At 41.5% G+C, this 15,067-nt stretch carries 9 protein-coding genes; 6 read left to right on the top strand and 3 right to left on the bottom strand.

The genetic code is table 11. From position 1 onward, the window contains the following. Positions 1–9: 9 nt before the first annotated feature. From BN2425_RS11850 to BN2425_RS11835, 4 genes are all read left to right on the top strand, one after another. The gene (locus BN2425_RS11850; RefSeq protein WP_042459457.1) at positions 10–1,650 is read left to right on the top strand and encodes a type 2 periplasmic-binding domain-containing protein; all 1,641 of its coding nucleotides are present in this window, start codon (positions 10–12) and stop codon (positions 1,648–1,650) included. A gap of 114 nt (positions 1,651–1,764) precedes the next feature. Then, on the top strand, positions 1,765–5,319 hold the full coding sequence (locus BN2425_RS11845; RefSeq protein WP_052352849.1) for a metallophosphoesterase: 3,555 nt from the start codon (positions 1,765–1,767) through the stop codon (positions 5,317–5,319). A gap of 257 nt (positions 5,320–5,576) precedes the next feature. Continuing rightward, on the top strand, positions 5,577–7,823 hold the full coding sequence (locus tag BN2425_RS11840; RefSeq protein ID WP_042459454.1) for an FAD-dependent oxidoreductase: 2,247 nt from the start codon (positions 5,577–5,579) through the stop codon (positions 7,821–7,823). Between the two features lie 446 nt (positions 7,824–8,269). Beyond that, the gene (locus BN2425_RS11835; RefSeq protein WP_042459451.1) at positions 8,270–9,664 is read left to right on the top strand and encodes a C40 family peptidase; all 1,395 of its coding nucleotides are present in this window, start codon (positions 8,270–8,272) and stop codon (positions 9,662–9,664) included. A gap of 128 nt (positions 9,665–9,792) precedes the next feature. Here BN2425_RS11835 and BN2425_RS11830 read toward each other — a convergent pair whose 3' ends face one another. The 3 genes from BN2425_RS11830 to BN2425_RS11820 are packed head-to-tail and all read right to left on the bottom strand — an operon-like array spanning position 9,793 to position 12,399. Continuing rightward, positions 9,793–10,311 carry a DUF5381 family protein gene (locus BN2425_RS11830; protein WP_042459449.1) on the bottom strand — a complete coding sequence of 173 codons (519 nt, stop codon included), beginning with the start codon at positions 10,309–10,311 and terminating at the stop codon, positions 9,793–9,795. Between the two features lie 15 nt (positions 10,312–10,326). Beyond that, positions 10,327–11,100 (bottom strand): hypothetical protein, encoded by a 774-nt coding sequence (locus tag BN2425_RS11825; RefSeq protein ID WP_052352848.1) that lies wholly within the window; start codon positions 11,098–11,100, stop codon positions 10,327–10,329. A 9-nt stretch (positions 11,101–11,109) separates the two neighbouring features. Next, positions 11,110–12,399 (bottom strand): hypothetical protein, encoded by a 1,290-nt coding sequence (locus tag BN2425_RS11820; RefSeq protein ID WP_052352847.1) that lies wholly within the window; start codon positions 12,397–12,399, stop codon positions 11,110–11,112. Positions 12,400–12,815: 416 nt separating this feature from the next. On the opposite strand from BN2425_RS11820, the gene BN2425_RS22515 reads away from it, so the two are divergent. Together BN2425_RS22515 and BN2425_RS11815 are read left to right on the top strand one after the other, a co-directional pair. Continuing rightward, on the top strand, positions 12,816–13,133 hold the full coding sequence (locus BN2425_RS22515; RefSeq protein WP_154663499.1) for a hypothetical protein: 318 nt from the start codon (positions 12,816–12,818) through the stop codon (positions 13,131–13,133). Continuing rightward, positions 13,130–14,869, top strand: coding sequence for a helix-turn-helix domain-containing protein (locus BN2425_RS11815; protein ID WP_154663498.1), 1,740 nt, complete (start codon positions 13,130–13,132; stop codon positions 14,867–14,869). The genes BN2425_RS22515 and BN2425_RS11815 overlap by 4 nt, the downstream gene beginning before the upstream one ends. Positions 14,870–15,067: the final 198 nt, after the last annotated feature.

Raw genomic sequence — 15,067 nt, 5'->3', positions numbered from 1 at the left:
GGAAAAGAGATGAAAAAGAAAAAAAGCCTTGTTTTTATGCTGGTAATGCTATTGACCATTACACTAGCTTTGGCTGGGTGTAAAAGTGGGGGAAATGAAAAAGCAAGCGGCGACAAAGCAGGTGGTGACAAAGCGTCTAAGGATAATGTGAATGCAACAGGCCTGCCAATTGTAGACAAACCGATTACACTGACGATTGCAGGCAGCTACGATGCCAGAACGGGTTCCGATTGGAACAGCCTTGAGACGTTTAAAGAAATCAATAAGGATACGAATGTCAATATTGATTGGAAGCTTAGTCCTGGTTCTGATTGGGCAGAAAAAAGAAACTTGATGCTGGCAAGCAGCGACCTTCCAGACGTCATCCTGAAACTTCGTCCAGCTGATGTCATCAAAGGCGGATCACAGGGGATTTTTATTCCGCTCGAGGATTTGATTGACAAGTATGCTCCAAATCTTACAAAGTATTTAGATGAAAATCCTGAGGTAAGGGCAGGAATTACAGCACCGGATGGACATATTTACGCGCTTCCGCAAGCCAATATGCAAGAGTATAAGCGGGCAAGCGGGAATACTTTATGGATTAACAAGAAGTGGCTGGAGCAGATCGGCATGGATATGCCAAAAACAACGGATGAATTCAAAGCCGCCCTTGAGGCTTTTAAAGCTCAAGATATGAATGGAAATGGAAAGAAAGATGAAATTCCTCTGACAGGGATTTATGGTGACAGCCTGCATGGTTTTGGCTTCTTGTTCGGGTCATTTGGTACCCTTGACGAAACATTCCTCGTGAAAGATAAAAAGGTGGAATTCGTCAGAACTTCCCCTGAATATAAGGAAGTCATCAAATATCTCGGGTCACTTTACCAAGAAGGACTAATCGATCAGGAGGTTTTCTCCCTCGATGAGTCAGCGTTAATTTCCAAATTGTCATCCGGAGAAAAAGCAACTGCCGGGGCTTTCTTCGCATGGAGCCCGGACCAAATTACCAATACGGCGTACAAGTGGGATTATGACTCTCCGATTACAGCGCTGAAAGGTCCAAAAGGAGACCAGGCCAGAGGCTATTTGAATCCGGTACTTGATCCTGCCATATTCGCAATCACGAAGGTCAATAAATACCCTGCCGCTACGATTCGCTGGGTAGACAAGGCATATGATCCTGATATGTCGTTAAAGCTCCGTGAAGGTCCGAACCGAATCAAGAAACTGGATAACGGAAAAGTTGAAATTGTTCCTGAACCGGAAGGCGTGACGGCGGGAGAATGGCGTGTAAAAGAAACTCCATATAACAGTTTCCCATATGCCGTGACGCAGGCGATGCGGGATATGATGGATTTATCCAATCTGAAGGCAGGCCATTTGGATCCGGATAGTGATGAATGGTTTAAGCTGCAAAAGCCGAACCTGAAAAAATGGATTTATCCGCAGGTGTTATTCACAAATGACCAATATAATCAAATCGGTCAATACGAAACGGATATCATGCAATATACCGATGAAATGGCCGCAAAATGGATTACCGGTTCAAGTGATATTGACAAAGATTGGGATCAATATGTCGAAACCCTGAATAAAATGGGATTGAAAGAGTATAAGAAAGTTTATCAGGATGCCTATAACACGTACATGAAGAATTCTAAAAAATAGACAATTAAATGAGGCAAGAATGGTTTAGGAAATCTTAGATAGGACACTCATTCTATTTTAAGATTTCCTATATTTTTTCAAAAACTTGAACTAGGAAAACCATAGGAGGATGTTATGAAGCTTTATCAGTTGCGGTCGCGATTTATGATTGTTGTACTTTCCGTCTTTGTTCTGGCAAGTGTTGTCTTGCCCTATCCTCAAAACCTAGTAACGGTCCATGGGGAAGGAAACGAGATTCCACATCTATTGATTACCGAAATCGTTGCTGAATCCACACCTGTGAATGGTAGTGATGGATATGAATTTGTGGAAATTTACAATCCTACTAATCAAATCATTCATTTAAAAGATTATAACCTTCTTTACCGGTATCCGGAAAATGTTGATGATAAGGTTTGGCCCCTGCCAGAAAATCTGATCATCGAACCAGGGAAACCCTTTGTCTTTTGGATTGGGAACCCGGAAAATCTGGAGCTTACCGCAGCCGATTTTAATGCGAACTATGGGTCCCTCTTAGAAGAAGGAGTGAATCTTCAAAAGATTGAAGGCGAATCGTTGAATAATGACCGAATGCGGACGATTGTTATCGCGACAAAATCTGGTCATGAAATTGCGGCAGCTGATTTCAACGATGCTTCGAATGACGCCGAAGCCAATAACGGGGTATTTTATCAATACCCTAAAGATGGGACCAACAAAATGGTGAAGCTTGGCCCAGCAGCACAGCCGGCAACGCCTGGTTCTGTCGGCAGTAACCAAGTTCCGCCAAAATTAATCCCCTTCGAGCAGGATAGGACGCCTAAACTCGAAAATCCGACACAGAAGATCCAAAATCATCCGGAAAATGGCGTGGAGTTTGTTGTGGGTTCTAAAAACGGCAAGATGATCAAGAATTTAGTTCTCTATTATAAGATTGATGATGACCAGAATTACACCGAAGTTCCTTTTGACTATAGTGAAGAGGATTCCCTCTATCATTATCGGATCAATGATTTAGCTAGAGTACTAGGCAGCAAGCAAATTCAGTATTATATGGCTGCTTCCAATAACGAATTTTCAGTAACAAGTGAGACATATCAAACAGAAATCAGACGGGACAACCAACCATTTTTAAATGTCACGGACCAACAAATGATCAGCGGGAGTCAGTTCATAAAAGGGGCTGCCAGAGACCTGCAGCCGGATGAAATTCAATTGTCGATTGATGGAGTACCGGTGGAAGGTTATCCAACAATAGGAGACACAGCTTATTTCCTGTTTCAAGGGGACGCCATGGATAAGGGATACAATAATTCTGTCACGATGGGAAAGGAAATGCTATTTCTCATGAATGAGGCTCCTAGCGGGTTAATCAATGTCCCTCTATCCAAAGGCTTAACAGCAGGCGCAAATAAGGTTGAAATCCGTTCAGGAGATTATCATAAGACGTATTACGCTGACGATGTGCCTGAAGGTAAATTAAATACCTTCATTGTAAAGGACTTTCGCCTGCTCCTTGGCGATGGCACGATCCTAAGGGATTCCAACTACCCAAATCCGAGTAAAGAGTACCGAATTGGTGGTACCAATCCACCTTTACGGGAGTTCTCCTTTAATATACCTCAAGAAAAGATGGATGCTATAGGGTATCAATGGGATACGAGCCAAGTGACCGATGGAGAACACGTCATCAAAGTGGAAACGAAAGATGGGAAGTCTGCCGAGTCTACTATCACGGTGGATAATCACGGACCGATCATTGAAACGAATATCGAAGCCGGCAAGCAATACAAGGGAGATTTCACAATTCAGGCGCAATTTACTGAAAAGCTTTCTGGTATCCAAAACAAAACAGTTTTGTTAGATGGAGAACCCATTGAAGTACCTTATAAGACATCCTCTGCAAAGCTGACATCAGGGGATCATTTCTTACAAATCAGGACTGTAGATGGTGCCGGGAATAAAAGTGAACAAGCGATTAGTTTTACCACGGTGGAAGAAACACCCGTCATATCTGAAATTCAATCGCCAGTCGATGGAACAGTTGTTACTAATCAAAATGTGGGATTAAACGTAAAAGTTTCGGACCCAACCAATGATGAGATGGATGTTACTTTTTATCAAGGGGAGCAATACCAGGTTACTAATCGTGAACAAGTAAAAGTGTTTGTGGGAGAGACAGCCAGTGCCCCAGCTCAAAAATTGGTTCCTGAGGGCGAAAGGGAGCTGACTCAGGAGGAATACGAAAAGATTCTAAATGGTGACCAAGATGTCTTTACGTCAGAGTCTAATCAATTCCCATATCTTCGTTTGGAAGCAGCGATTGATTCACATGTGGATAAAAGGGATAAAATCCAATTGCATTGGGAAGGGAAAACGTTGAATGGGCATAGGCTGACGCTGATGGCGTGGAATCATCAAAAGCATGCATGGACAGTTATTGATGATACAATGACCCAAAAAGGGGACCTATCAACATTAACAGGAGATGTTCCGATTCAAGATTATGTTCTTGGTGATAAAGTGAATTTTATGATTCAGGATCAGGATTATGTGAATGTTCCGTCCTTTAAGTCCTTTTCATTATCAAAAGCTAATGATTATACCTTTGCTTGGATCACCGACACCCAATATAATGTAGAAGCTTCTCCGCATATTCTCAAGTCCCAAATCGATTGGATTAAAGACAATATCGATGATAGAGATATTAAGTACGTAATTCATACTGGCGATATTGTTAATCGAACTTTTGAGGAAACTCAGTGGAAATTAGCAGATGAGTATTTGCGCACCTTTGATCTTTATAATATTCCATATGGCGTTCTTGCGGGCAATCATGATATGGGACAAGGGTATATTCTAAATTTTGATTACTCCAACTTTTATAAATACTTCGGTCAAGCCAGATTTGAAGGTAAGTCTTACTACGGCGGCAGTTATAAAAATAATCGCGGCCATTATGATTTAATTTCCGCGAATGGCAAGGATTATATTATGGTGTATATGGGCTGGGGAGATGGCGACCCGAACCCGAATTGGCTGAAAGAGGATATTGAGTGGATGAATCAGGTATTGGCCGCCTATCCAAATCGAACAGCCATCTTGAACTTCCATAAATATTTGCACAGCAATGGTCAATTGGAGCCAGCCAATGGCAAGCAGATTTTTGATGAGGTCGTTGTTCCCAATAAAAATGTTGCCATGGTTTTATCAGGGCATTATACGGGAAGCGGGATATTGACAAGTGCCATTGATGATAATGGGGATAAAATCCCTGACCGCAACGTCTATCAAATTCTCTCTGATTATCAAGGTGCAGCTGACGGTGGTTCCGGCTATATGAAATTGCTCCAATTTAATCCTGAGGGCAACAAAGTAAACGTTCAGACGTATTCACCGTATTTGGATGATTATGATCCCAATCATGTGCTGCCTGGTAAAGGGGAATATACCCTTGATTTGGATTTAACGCCTACTACTAAGCAGGTAGCAACCGATTCTATTAACATTCGTGTCTATAAAAATAAGAAAATAGGCAGTGTGAAACATGTTAAGAGTGGACAAAATGCGGAGTTTCAATGGAAGGGCTTAAAAGGAGGTCAAACCTACTATTGGTATGCGGTCGCAGAAGATCGATACGACGGTTGGGTGATGACTGATCTCCAAAGCTTTACAACCGCTTCTGAATAAAGCGAGGATGATTAAAACGGTTTGTCACAAGCAAACCGTTTTTTTCTATTTAATTACTTATCAGCTAACGGATTACCTTATTCAATTTTTATGAAAGAGAATATATGAAATATGACTAATATAGTGCATGTTATTAGTTAAATATGCTGTCTATAATGAAATAAATTAATGTTGATGGAGGTAAGGAAATCCTATCGATCAACTTAATTTTCCGTACATGTTGGCTATGTGCAATAAAACTATAGGGGAGCGTTAGGATGAGACACGAAACGGTTCGATCGGATATTACAGTTGTAGGTGGAGGATTAGCTGGAGTTTCTGCAGCCATTTCCGCTGCAAGATTGGGAAAAAAGGTTGCACTTGTTCAAAACAGACCTGTTCTTGGCGGAAATTCCAGTAGTGAAATCCGCGTATGGGTGTTAGGGGCCACGGGCTTAGGGGTAAACCGTTATGCCCGCGAAACAGGGATTATTGGCGAGATGTTAACAGAAAATCAATTCTTAAATCCGGATGGGAATCCATACTACTGGGACCTAGTCGTATTGGAAGCAGTCCGCCGTGAACCGAATATTCAGCTTTTCTTAAATACAAATGTGTATGAGGTGGAAGCAGATGGTGATGAAGATAACCGGCAGATTCATTCGGTGACCGGCTTCATGATGGGATCTGAACGCAAGATTCGATTTGAGAGTCCTATGTTTTTGGATTGCTCTGGGGATGGATTTGTTGGTTTTCTGGCAGGGGCTAAATATCGTATAGGCCGTGAATCATTTGATGAGTTTCATGAAGAGTGGGCACCTGAGGTCTCAGATAATATCACGTTAGGTAGTACGATGTTCTTTTATACGAAGGATGTTGGCCATCCTGTCAAATTTGTTGCACCTAGCTTTGCCCAGGATATTACTAAAACACCGATTCCTATGAAGCGTGTTTTTAAAGCAGGTGACAATGGCTGTTACTATTGGTGGATCGAATGGGGCGGAGAGGCGCATTTAGATACACTTTATGATAATGAACATATACGGGACGAATTATGGTCTGTCATTTACGGGATTTGGGACTTTATCAAAAATTCAGGTGAGTTCGATGCAGAGAATATGACACTTGAGTGGGTGGGCAGCGTTCCAGGAAAACGCGAATACCGCCGGTTTGTAGGGGATTATATATTAACGCAGAATGATTTAGTAAACCAGAGTACGTTTGAAGATAATATCGGCTTTGGAGGCTGGTCCATTGACCTTCATCCACCAGAGGGAATGTACGCCAGCGAGTATATTTCAAAATTATTCTGCACGGATGGCAATTTCCAAATCCCATTTAGAAGCTTATACTCTAAGAACGTCAACAATTTAATGTTTGCTGGAAGAAATATTAGTGCTACACATGTTGCCTTTGGTGCAACCCGGGTCATGGGTACTTGTTCTGTCATGGGCGAAGCAGTGGGTGCAGGTGCTGCATTGGCTGTAGAAAAAGGAGTTACCCCTCGAGAGATCTATCAAAATCATATGGCCGAGTTACAGCAGAAACTCCTTTGGAACGATGCTGCCATTCTAGGTATTCCATATGAACAGGACTTAACAACGGGAGCAACAGTGGAGGCTTCAAGTTATCTTACAGAAATTTCGTTGCCGGCGTCTAAGCAGGCCATGCCATTAACGAATGATATTGGCCTCATCATGCCAGTTAATCCGAGTATCACGAAAGTTGATATTTTAGTAGATTCGTCAGAGGAGACGGAGATCAAGGTTGAGTTGTGGGATACGGGACGTTTAGAAAATTACATTCCCAATGTCCTGCAGGTGAGTGATAAGGTAGCTGTTCCAAAAGGGGAAAAGCAATGGGTAACAGCGGAACTCCCATGGAAGCCTAATAAACCGCAAAATGCCTTTATCATTATTCGGGAGAATCCGGTTGTAGCTGTTCACCAGTCTGCAGCGCCACAAACAGGGACACTTGGATTTATACGTGAAAAATCGGCCAATATATCGCGACTGCTTCAAGCCATCAACAATGAACAGTTAATTGTCCAATGGAGCCAAAAGCCAATCGGCCGTGATCATTTCTGTATTCGGTTGCATGATGAAACGAGTGCTTTTAGACCAGAGCAGGTATTAAACGGCTTTCTTCGCCCATATGGCGGCCCAAATATGTGGTCTTCCGCTAAATTGGAAGAAGGGAAAGAAGAATGGCTAGAACTGAAGCTGCCTGAAACACGAGCTGTTTCTGAAATACAAGTGGTCTTTAATAATGATGTGAACGAAGATTTAAATAACCTGCATGACAAACGAACTCCATTCGAGGCCTTCCCAGAATTGGTGAAGGATTTTAGAATCGAGGCCCTTATCAATGACCAATGGCAGGTGATTGTCACAGAAAAAGAAAATCATACCCGAAGAAGACAATTTCAACTAGAACAGCCCATTGAAACGGAAGCCATTAGATTAGTGATTGAAGCCACGAATGGCTCATCCTTTGCAGAAGTCGTGGCCATTCGTTTAAAATAAGTGTCTCCCTTAATTGAAACATGGGGGCACTTACCCAAAAAAGTATATTCAATTTTAGCTAGTATGTATAGAATTTTATAAAACTATATAAGATTAATAGGAGGTATCCAGTTACCAGAAAATATTTTTCCGGTAGCTGGATATTTTTTTCACCATGAAATAATTCACTGTATAGATAATAGGCCGGGTCACCAACTTTATTCTTGCAGCAATGCAGTACTTTAGCAGAGTGGGGGACAGTCCCCCACTCTGCTAAAGCGTTAATGTGCAAAGAAGTAAGCCAGATTCCCATTTAGACATTTTTATCTTTAACTAAAGTTCTACTTTTTCATCATTTACTTTAATAGATTCCTATCAAACTACCACTTTTGGCGGATGTTCTTTTGTCGAAAAAAGCATTAATATGTCTATTGTAGTAAATTAAGGAAAGGTAGGAAATATAAGAAGTGAAGAAAAATGTAGTAACAGCAGCAGCCGCGGCTGGGCTTGTCCTTACTGCTTTTGGAGCCACAGCCAGTGCAGAAGAACCCACATACACGGTTCATCCAGGAGACAGCCTTTGGAAAATTGCTCAAACCAGTCATTTGTCTATTAATCAATTAAAAGAGTGGAATGCTCTTAAAACCGATACCATCTATGTCAATCAAAAACTTTCCCTTACTTATACTGTTAAAAAAGGGGATAGTCTTTGGAAGATTGCCAAAGAGAATGGGACAACCGTAAGTGAATTAAGACGCTTGAATGGGATAACTTCTGGTTACCTACAAGTAGGACAACAATTGAAAATGGCAGAATCAGACTTAAGTCCTTCTTCTTATACGATTCAGAAGGGCGATACTCTTTCTGAAATTGGGGCGCGGTTTAATCTAACTGTATCTCAACTTAAATCTATGAATCAATTAACCTCTGATACTATATATGCTGGAAAATCGTTAAATGTAAGCAGCAACGTTGTGTCGGATTCTGAACAAACTGCTTCTGCTACAACAGCAGCAAGCACTCCGGAAACCAATGTTGCAGATAGTGGAGATACGACTGTAACTTCTGATGCAACAACCCCGGCCGCTTCAGGTGCCACAACAGGGGAAGTGTCAGAAGCAAAAACAGAGGTAACAGCCCCTGCAGTTCAAAATACAGTAGAGGCCAATGCACCGGCTGCTTCAGGTGAAACCACAACAAACCCAGCACCAGCGGCACCAAATGCGACACCAGCTGAATCCAGTGTGCCAACAACGGAACCAGCACCAGCTCAATCTAGTACTGCAGCATCAGCGGCCACACCAGCCGAAAAACCGGCGGCTGCACCTAGTACACAGGCACAGGCAGCTACACCTGCACCATCCAACACAAAAACAACAGAGCCAGCACCGGAAACTTCTGGTTCAACCGAAGCTGCTAAAACGCCAGCTGCACCAGTTGAAGCTGCTCAAAGCCCTGCACCAGCAACTGAGGCAGCCCAAAAACCTGCAGCAGCATCATCAGCTTCTGTTGTGAACGATGTGATAGCAGAAGCCCAGAAATATATCGGTTCTCCATATAAATGGGCAGGAAACACGCCAGACGGTTTTGATTGCAGTGGCTATACCAAATATGTATTTGATAAAGTGGGAATCAGTCTGCCACGAACAGCAGCAACCCAATGGGATGCAACCACACCGGTAAGTTCACCAAGTGTGGGCGACCTAGTTTTCTTTCAAACTTACAAAGTCGGACCATCCCATGTAGGAATCTACCTTGGAAACAACAAATTCATTAGCGCAGCATCTACAGGCGTTGTCATCTCCGATATGACATCAACCTATTGGAAAACTAGATACCTAGGCGCCAAATCTCCTTACTAAAAACCATGGAGCAGAGGCACGCAAAAAGGCACAACAAGCTGTAAAATGCTCGTTGTGCCTTTTTATGTTATGTGCAGCGATTTCTTTCATCTTCCTCCCAAAAGGGCTAAAAGAGCGGTTGCTGTATTTTATTTTGATGCAGGAGAACCGTCCCCCTGCTTCACCCGCTTTTCCCAGTTGTTCTTTAGTTCAGGTGTGGCCTGAGGAATGATGTAGGTTTCTATGGCGTGTTCAATGACGTCCTCCGACAACAAGTTGTAGGTGTTAAGTTTGATTCGTTTATTGTTGGTGGTATGGATATTTAGTATCTTGAAGGAAAGTCCACTCCAATAGATGTCCTTAATGTCTTGGATGGCTACTTGGTTTTTCCTGCCTATTACGACTCCGTTTTCAATGGCGATTAATGTTTTTCCAGCTAAAATCGCAGAAAGAAGTTGTAATAATTTCGTGGCAAAAAATAGGGTGGCTGGAATGCCGATGATAATTCCGGCAAAAGCTCTTGCGATACTAGAATCCGGTACGATATAGAAGAGAATAAATAACCCCGCTAGTGTCATTAAACCTGTCCCAAACACCATACATCCTGCCCAAATTGGCAAAAACACAATCTCCACTTTCCCGTTTGTTACTTTTATATTATTTTCCATAAGAAGGTTCCTTTTCTATCGTTTTTGGTAGACCATTACATTCTCTTCCAGTAATCGCTGAATCATGGATTGATTACATGGTTTCACATTAAAAAGGCCATCCGTTTTTTCAATCTGCCAATTTTGTTCTTGTTTATTGGTGAACATCACCACGTTTTTGGCTACCGGTTCCTTCTGGTCATTAAATTCTAGGAACAAAAGCGTATTAAGCAGCCCGTTGGTTTCCTTTAATATCCTGTAAAAAAGTTCTTTTTCACCGTGAAACGTTGGGCGGTCAAATTGTTTGTTATTATCTTCCAAAATGGAAAGAAGCTCCTCAAACTCTTCCTGGGTCAGTGAACAGGAGGAGTCACTTAAAACAGGTTCCGTCCCCACATGATAAAATTCCCCAAGAATGCGGGATACCTCATCTAACTCGACAGACGTAAAGGTATGTACCTGTTCGTCATATTGCAGGACATGTTGGATAATACGATTTTTTCCAAAATGAAAGGATAAAGATTCTTCCTCTGCAGCTGCAGAGTGCCGTGAGCCTTTTATCGACAGTTCGGAAAAATTAAGGATTGAAATCACCTCAGACAGCTCCGGAATCAGGGTGAATTTATGATCTTTATAGGATAATACATTTTTCGCAAGTAAGGACCTGCAGGTGATTTGCAAGAGAAGGTCCATTTTCTCGTCATCTAAATCGCCAAAATAGACCTGCTTGAGCGCATTGCCCTGCTCAAAAAACCCTTCCGAGTAAAAGCAATAAATTAATTCTTCAATAGATAATGATAGTTGATTCATGATTTCCTCCTAATGGCCAAACGACAATCCTCCAAGGAACTTTTTCGAGCTATTTAATAGATTGGCAGCGTGGTCTTTTACGGCATTGTATCCATCCTTCACCGCGTGATACCCATCCTTCACTTTTTCCACTCCCGAAGCGATGGCCTCTGTTCCCTTGTAAATGCCATTTTTAAAATGCAGTGCGGCTTTATCCACGAAAGCTGGTGTCTTATCACAAATCTTATCCCCAGCCCAGCTGCCAATGAAGCCGCCAATACTTGCTCCCGCTACGGTACCGATTGGCCCGGCAATACTTCCGATAGCGCCGCCAATCACCGCTCCTCCAACTGAGGTTGCGGTTACGACCCCGGTCTTGTAAACCGCGCGTCCAACAACCTTGGCGTTTTCTTCCTTCAGTTTTTCAACATTTCCGCGATAGATGGAGTAGTTTTCAGTTATTTTGATCCCGGCACCGACTGCCTCTGTTCCTGCCGTGATCACAAAAGCGGCTAATGCGTTGGCCTTGCCGACCTTCAAGGATGACTTTACGATCGATCCTGCGTGGGTTTTGACAGCATTTAGTGTGCTTTTAATGCTGGTGGCAGACCGAGAAAGGTCTTTCTTAAACAATGCCATATTGTTGCTTAGATTGACTAAATCTTTAGGAAAAAGGTGCGTAAATCGTTTATAAACCAAATCCGCCAATGATTTATCCTTATAAAAACCTAGTAGGGTCTTGGGCTTTGCCAAAACCCTCGCTAAAAAGTTAAGCTTTGAATTTTCAATTCCCCTAATCGCTTTCCCAACCGGTATTTTTGCTTTTCCAATCATGACTTCATCTGCCAGCTCAAAGCGGTATAATAAATTATCCACCTTGGGAAATGTAAATCCTAATAGATGAAGAACACCAGCTCCAGCAGAATATTGCATCGCATGTAAAAAATCCTGCAACCGGCCGACCGTGTTGTTATAAAGCTCATATGTGTTACTGGCAGTATGATTGTTTACGAGCTTTGTTAATTCTTCCTCAAGGGCATCCGCCGATTGATTCAAACGGGACTCAACTGCTTTATATTGGCTCACTGAGCTGGATACAAAGGATTTCAGTTGATTTACTTTGTTTTCAACCTCCCCAATTGAGGCACTTACTGCGTTTAATCTCGAACTAATCGCATTTCGTCTTAATACTCTCGGGTCGAGACCATGTCTTACTCCAGCTGCCTCTCTCTGGGCATCAAGTAACCTGGCGACGCCTTTGTCTAATTCGGAAATTGATTGCTTCACAACATCCGTATGTATAATAATTTTCGAGGACAATAAATTTCACACCCTTTATCAAAAAAGATTGAGAACGACCAAATTAAAATAATTTACCAATAATCAGATTATAGAAGAATAAACTCTAACCAGCAATATTCCTATTTCCATATAATGCTATTGTCCTAGTTTATTAGGAAAAAGGACCCTGAAACAGGCTATTGTGTTTTTCCCGAATGACAAGAGGAAACTTTCCAGTGTATACTGCCTTCAAAACTGATCGTAATGGGTTTCTTGCAGGGGAGACTTCCCTTTGGAACCCAAACAACGATATAAATTGAATTTTTAGAAAGTATTCTTGCTATTACAAGGAAGGCCATTATAATATAAAAATATGGAATTATAGTACTCCTTTTTTCAATACTTATGAAAGGGTGTGACATCCTGCTTGCCGATTATCTAGTAAGCAGGGCGAAATGTTTAATCGAACCTTCTTCCAATCATTTCTGAGACAAATAGGTATACAAACCGCTTATCAAATTTGGTTAACTGCACCAGGAATGCCCAATTTCATTATTATTGATACAAGTATCGAGGGCAGCGGGGAACTTACACAACAAATCTCCTCTTTAGAACTGTCTCAATCGATTCAAGACAATAAAACCTACCTATCTTTCAACTATCCAGGTAATTACCAAATCATCGTTTGCTATTTCAACCCATTACCATCAATTCTAATGATTTTCAATTACTCTTTCATTTACTGTATCCTTGTTATGCCAACTATGCCTTGAAAACAAGCGAATATAAAATTGATAAAATTGTGGAAAGCATCCGTCATACGACCTCGGTACTGGATATAGAGGATTTACACTCCACCATTCTTGCCAATACGATGGATGTCATCCCTCATGCGGATTTAGGAACATTATGGTTTTATGACCCAGGCCTTAATCGCTATGTATGTAAGGCATCTGTCGGTAATGTGGTACCAGGGATCCGGAAGATGCAGTTTGGCGTGGATGAAGGTTTCGTGGGTTATACCTTTAAATTGAAGGTTCCAAAATTATTTACCGATTTGTCAGAGATGAATGATGACATTTGGAGAACTTCCATTGAAAATAGCCGGCATTGGGATTTTAACCTTGATTTCCCTAGAAATGTGAAATCCATGGTGACAGCACCCATTATCATCGATGAACGGGTAGAATGTGTGATGATCTTATGCCAGATTAAGACGAAAACGTTGCTGACCGAACAAGACTTACAATTACTTCAGGGTTTTACCTCACAGCTCGGGATTGCAATGAGGAATGCACGACTTTTTACTGATCTTAAAAAACAAAATGAGTTATTGGTCAAAAGGGATGACATTCATACCACCCTTACGAATCTTTCCCTTCAAAATATGGGAGCAAAAAAGGTGATTCAGGAATTGAGGCGGATGATTAATTTGCCAATCTTTTTCATAGATTTGATTGAAAATGAGAGTATACCTGAAACAAAAGGGCTCCCTGATCATAAAGCCTACAAGGAGTTATGTGATTACTTGGCAGCACTGGGTGAAAACATCCATTATAATGTAAGTGAATCACAGTATGGAAGTCATTATCTATACCCAATTCGCACGGGAAATGTCATTCTCGGCTGCTTGATCATCCGGGCCCAAAGACAGCTCAGCCAGCTCGACCAAATAACACTAGAGCAAGGCCATTCAATACTTGCCCTAGAATTAGTGAAAAAGCAAAATTTAGTAGAATTCTATTATAAAAAGAAGAGGGAATTATTTAATGAAATTCTCCAAATAAAAGATATGGAACTGCTCCAACTGAAAGCAAGAGAGCTGGGAATCGAAGAAAACTCGGATTTGGTTTCTGTTATTTTTCAGTTTTATGATTTTACAGAGCCGCAAGTTCTCGAAGCACATGTTCATCGATTGATTGCTCAAATTAAAACGGAACTATCCCCCTATATCCAAACGGTGTTTGGTTATAACAATGAAGTAACCTTACTGGCTGGGGTATCAAAACCGTCCCACTTTGCGGTGATAAAGAAAATGCTTAGTAAATTATTAGGGGATTGGACAAAGAATAATCACATTGAATTAGGTGTGGGAATAGGGTCACTTTATAATGGACTTCCTTCTATTGACAAATCCTATAAGGAAGCAAAAAATGCTCTTTCCTACTTAAAATCCCGTAAGTTGTCTGGGGTGATCGAGTATTCCGAGATTGGTGTCAATCGGCTGTTTATCAATCAAAATGGAGATGAACTCAACCGTTACGTAAAGGACGTGTTTGAACCGCTTCGCTCCAATCAAGGGAATAATATGTTGGAACAGACGTTATTGACCTATTTTGAGTGTAATCGATCGGCTGCCCAAACTGCCAAGAAATTGCATATTCATATCAATACGCTCTATCACCGCTTGAAAAAAATTGAGGAGATTTTACAGTTATCCTTTGAAAATACCGAAAATGTCCTTCGTCTTCAGCTTGCCTGCTATTTAAGAGTATCAACCGAATACTAGAAAGTTAAAACAGGAGAAGGGCCCCCCCTCTCCTGTTTTCGTTTGCTTGTAACTTTTAATATCTGCTGCTAGTAGCATGCCTAAGGCATGTTGGACATTGGAATTCCTTACAATAAATAAGCGCTTTTTTTATAAAAACCTACATTGTCTCTATGGTCCGGCATAACTAAAATTATGAATATAACAAATATTCAGCAA

The organism is Neobacillus dielmonensis (assembly GCF_000612665.1).
Lineage (GTDB): Bacteria > Bacillota > Bacilli > Bacillales > Cytobacillaceae > Neobacillus > Neobacillus dielmonensis.
Note: the sequence above shows the minus strand (reverse complement) of the source record. Positions and strands in the feature narration are given on the sequence as shown.

Excerpts from the sequence above, each read along its gene's own strand:
- BN2425_RS11845 (WP_052352849.1), top strand. The coding sequence starts at position 1,765 with ATGAAGCTTTATCAGTTGCGGTCGCGATTTATGATTGTTGTACTTTCC.
- BN2425_RS11850 (WP_042459457.1), top strand. The coding sequence starts at position 10 with ATGAAAAAGAAAAAAAGCCTTGTTTTTATGCTGGTAATGCTATTGACC.
- BN2425_RS22515 (WP_154663499.1), top strand. The coding sequence starts at position 12,816 with ATGTTTAATCGAACCTTCTTCCAATCATTTCTGAGACAAATAGGTATA.
- BN2425_RS11825 (WP_052352848.1), bottom strand. The coding sequence starts at position 11,100 with ATGAATCAACTATCATTATCTATTGAAGAATTAATTTATTGCTTTTAC.
- BN2425_RS11840 (WP_042459454.1), top strand. The coding sequence starts at position 5,577 with ATGAGACACGAAACGGTTCGATCGGATATTACAGTTGTAGGTGGAGGA.
- BN2425_RS11830 (WP_042459449.1), bottom strand. The coding sequence starts at position 10,311 with ATGGAAAATAATATAAAAGTAACAAACGGGAAAGTGGAGATTGTGTTT.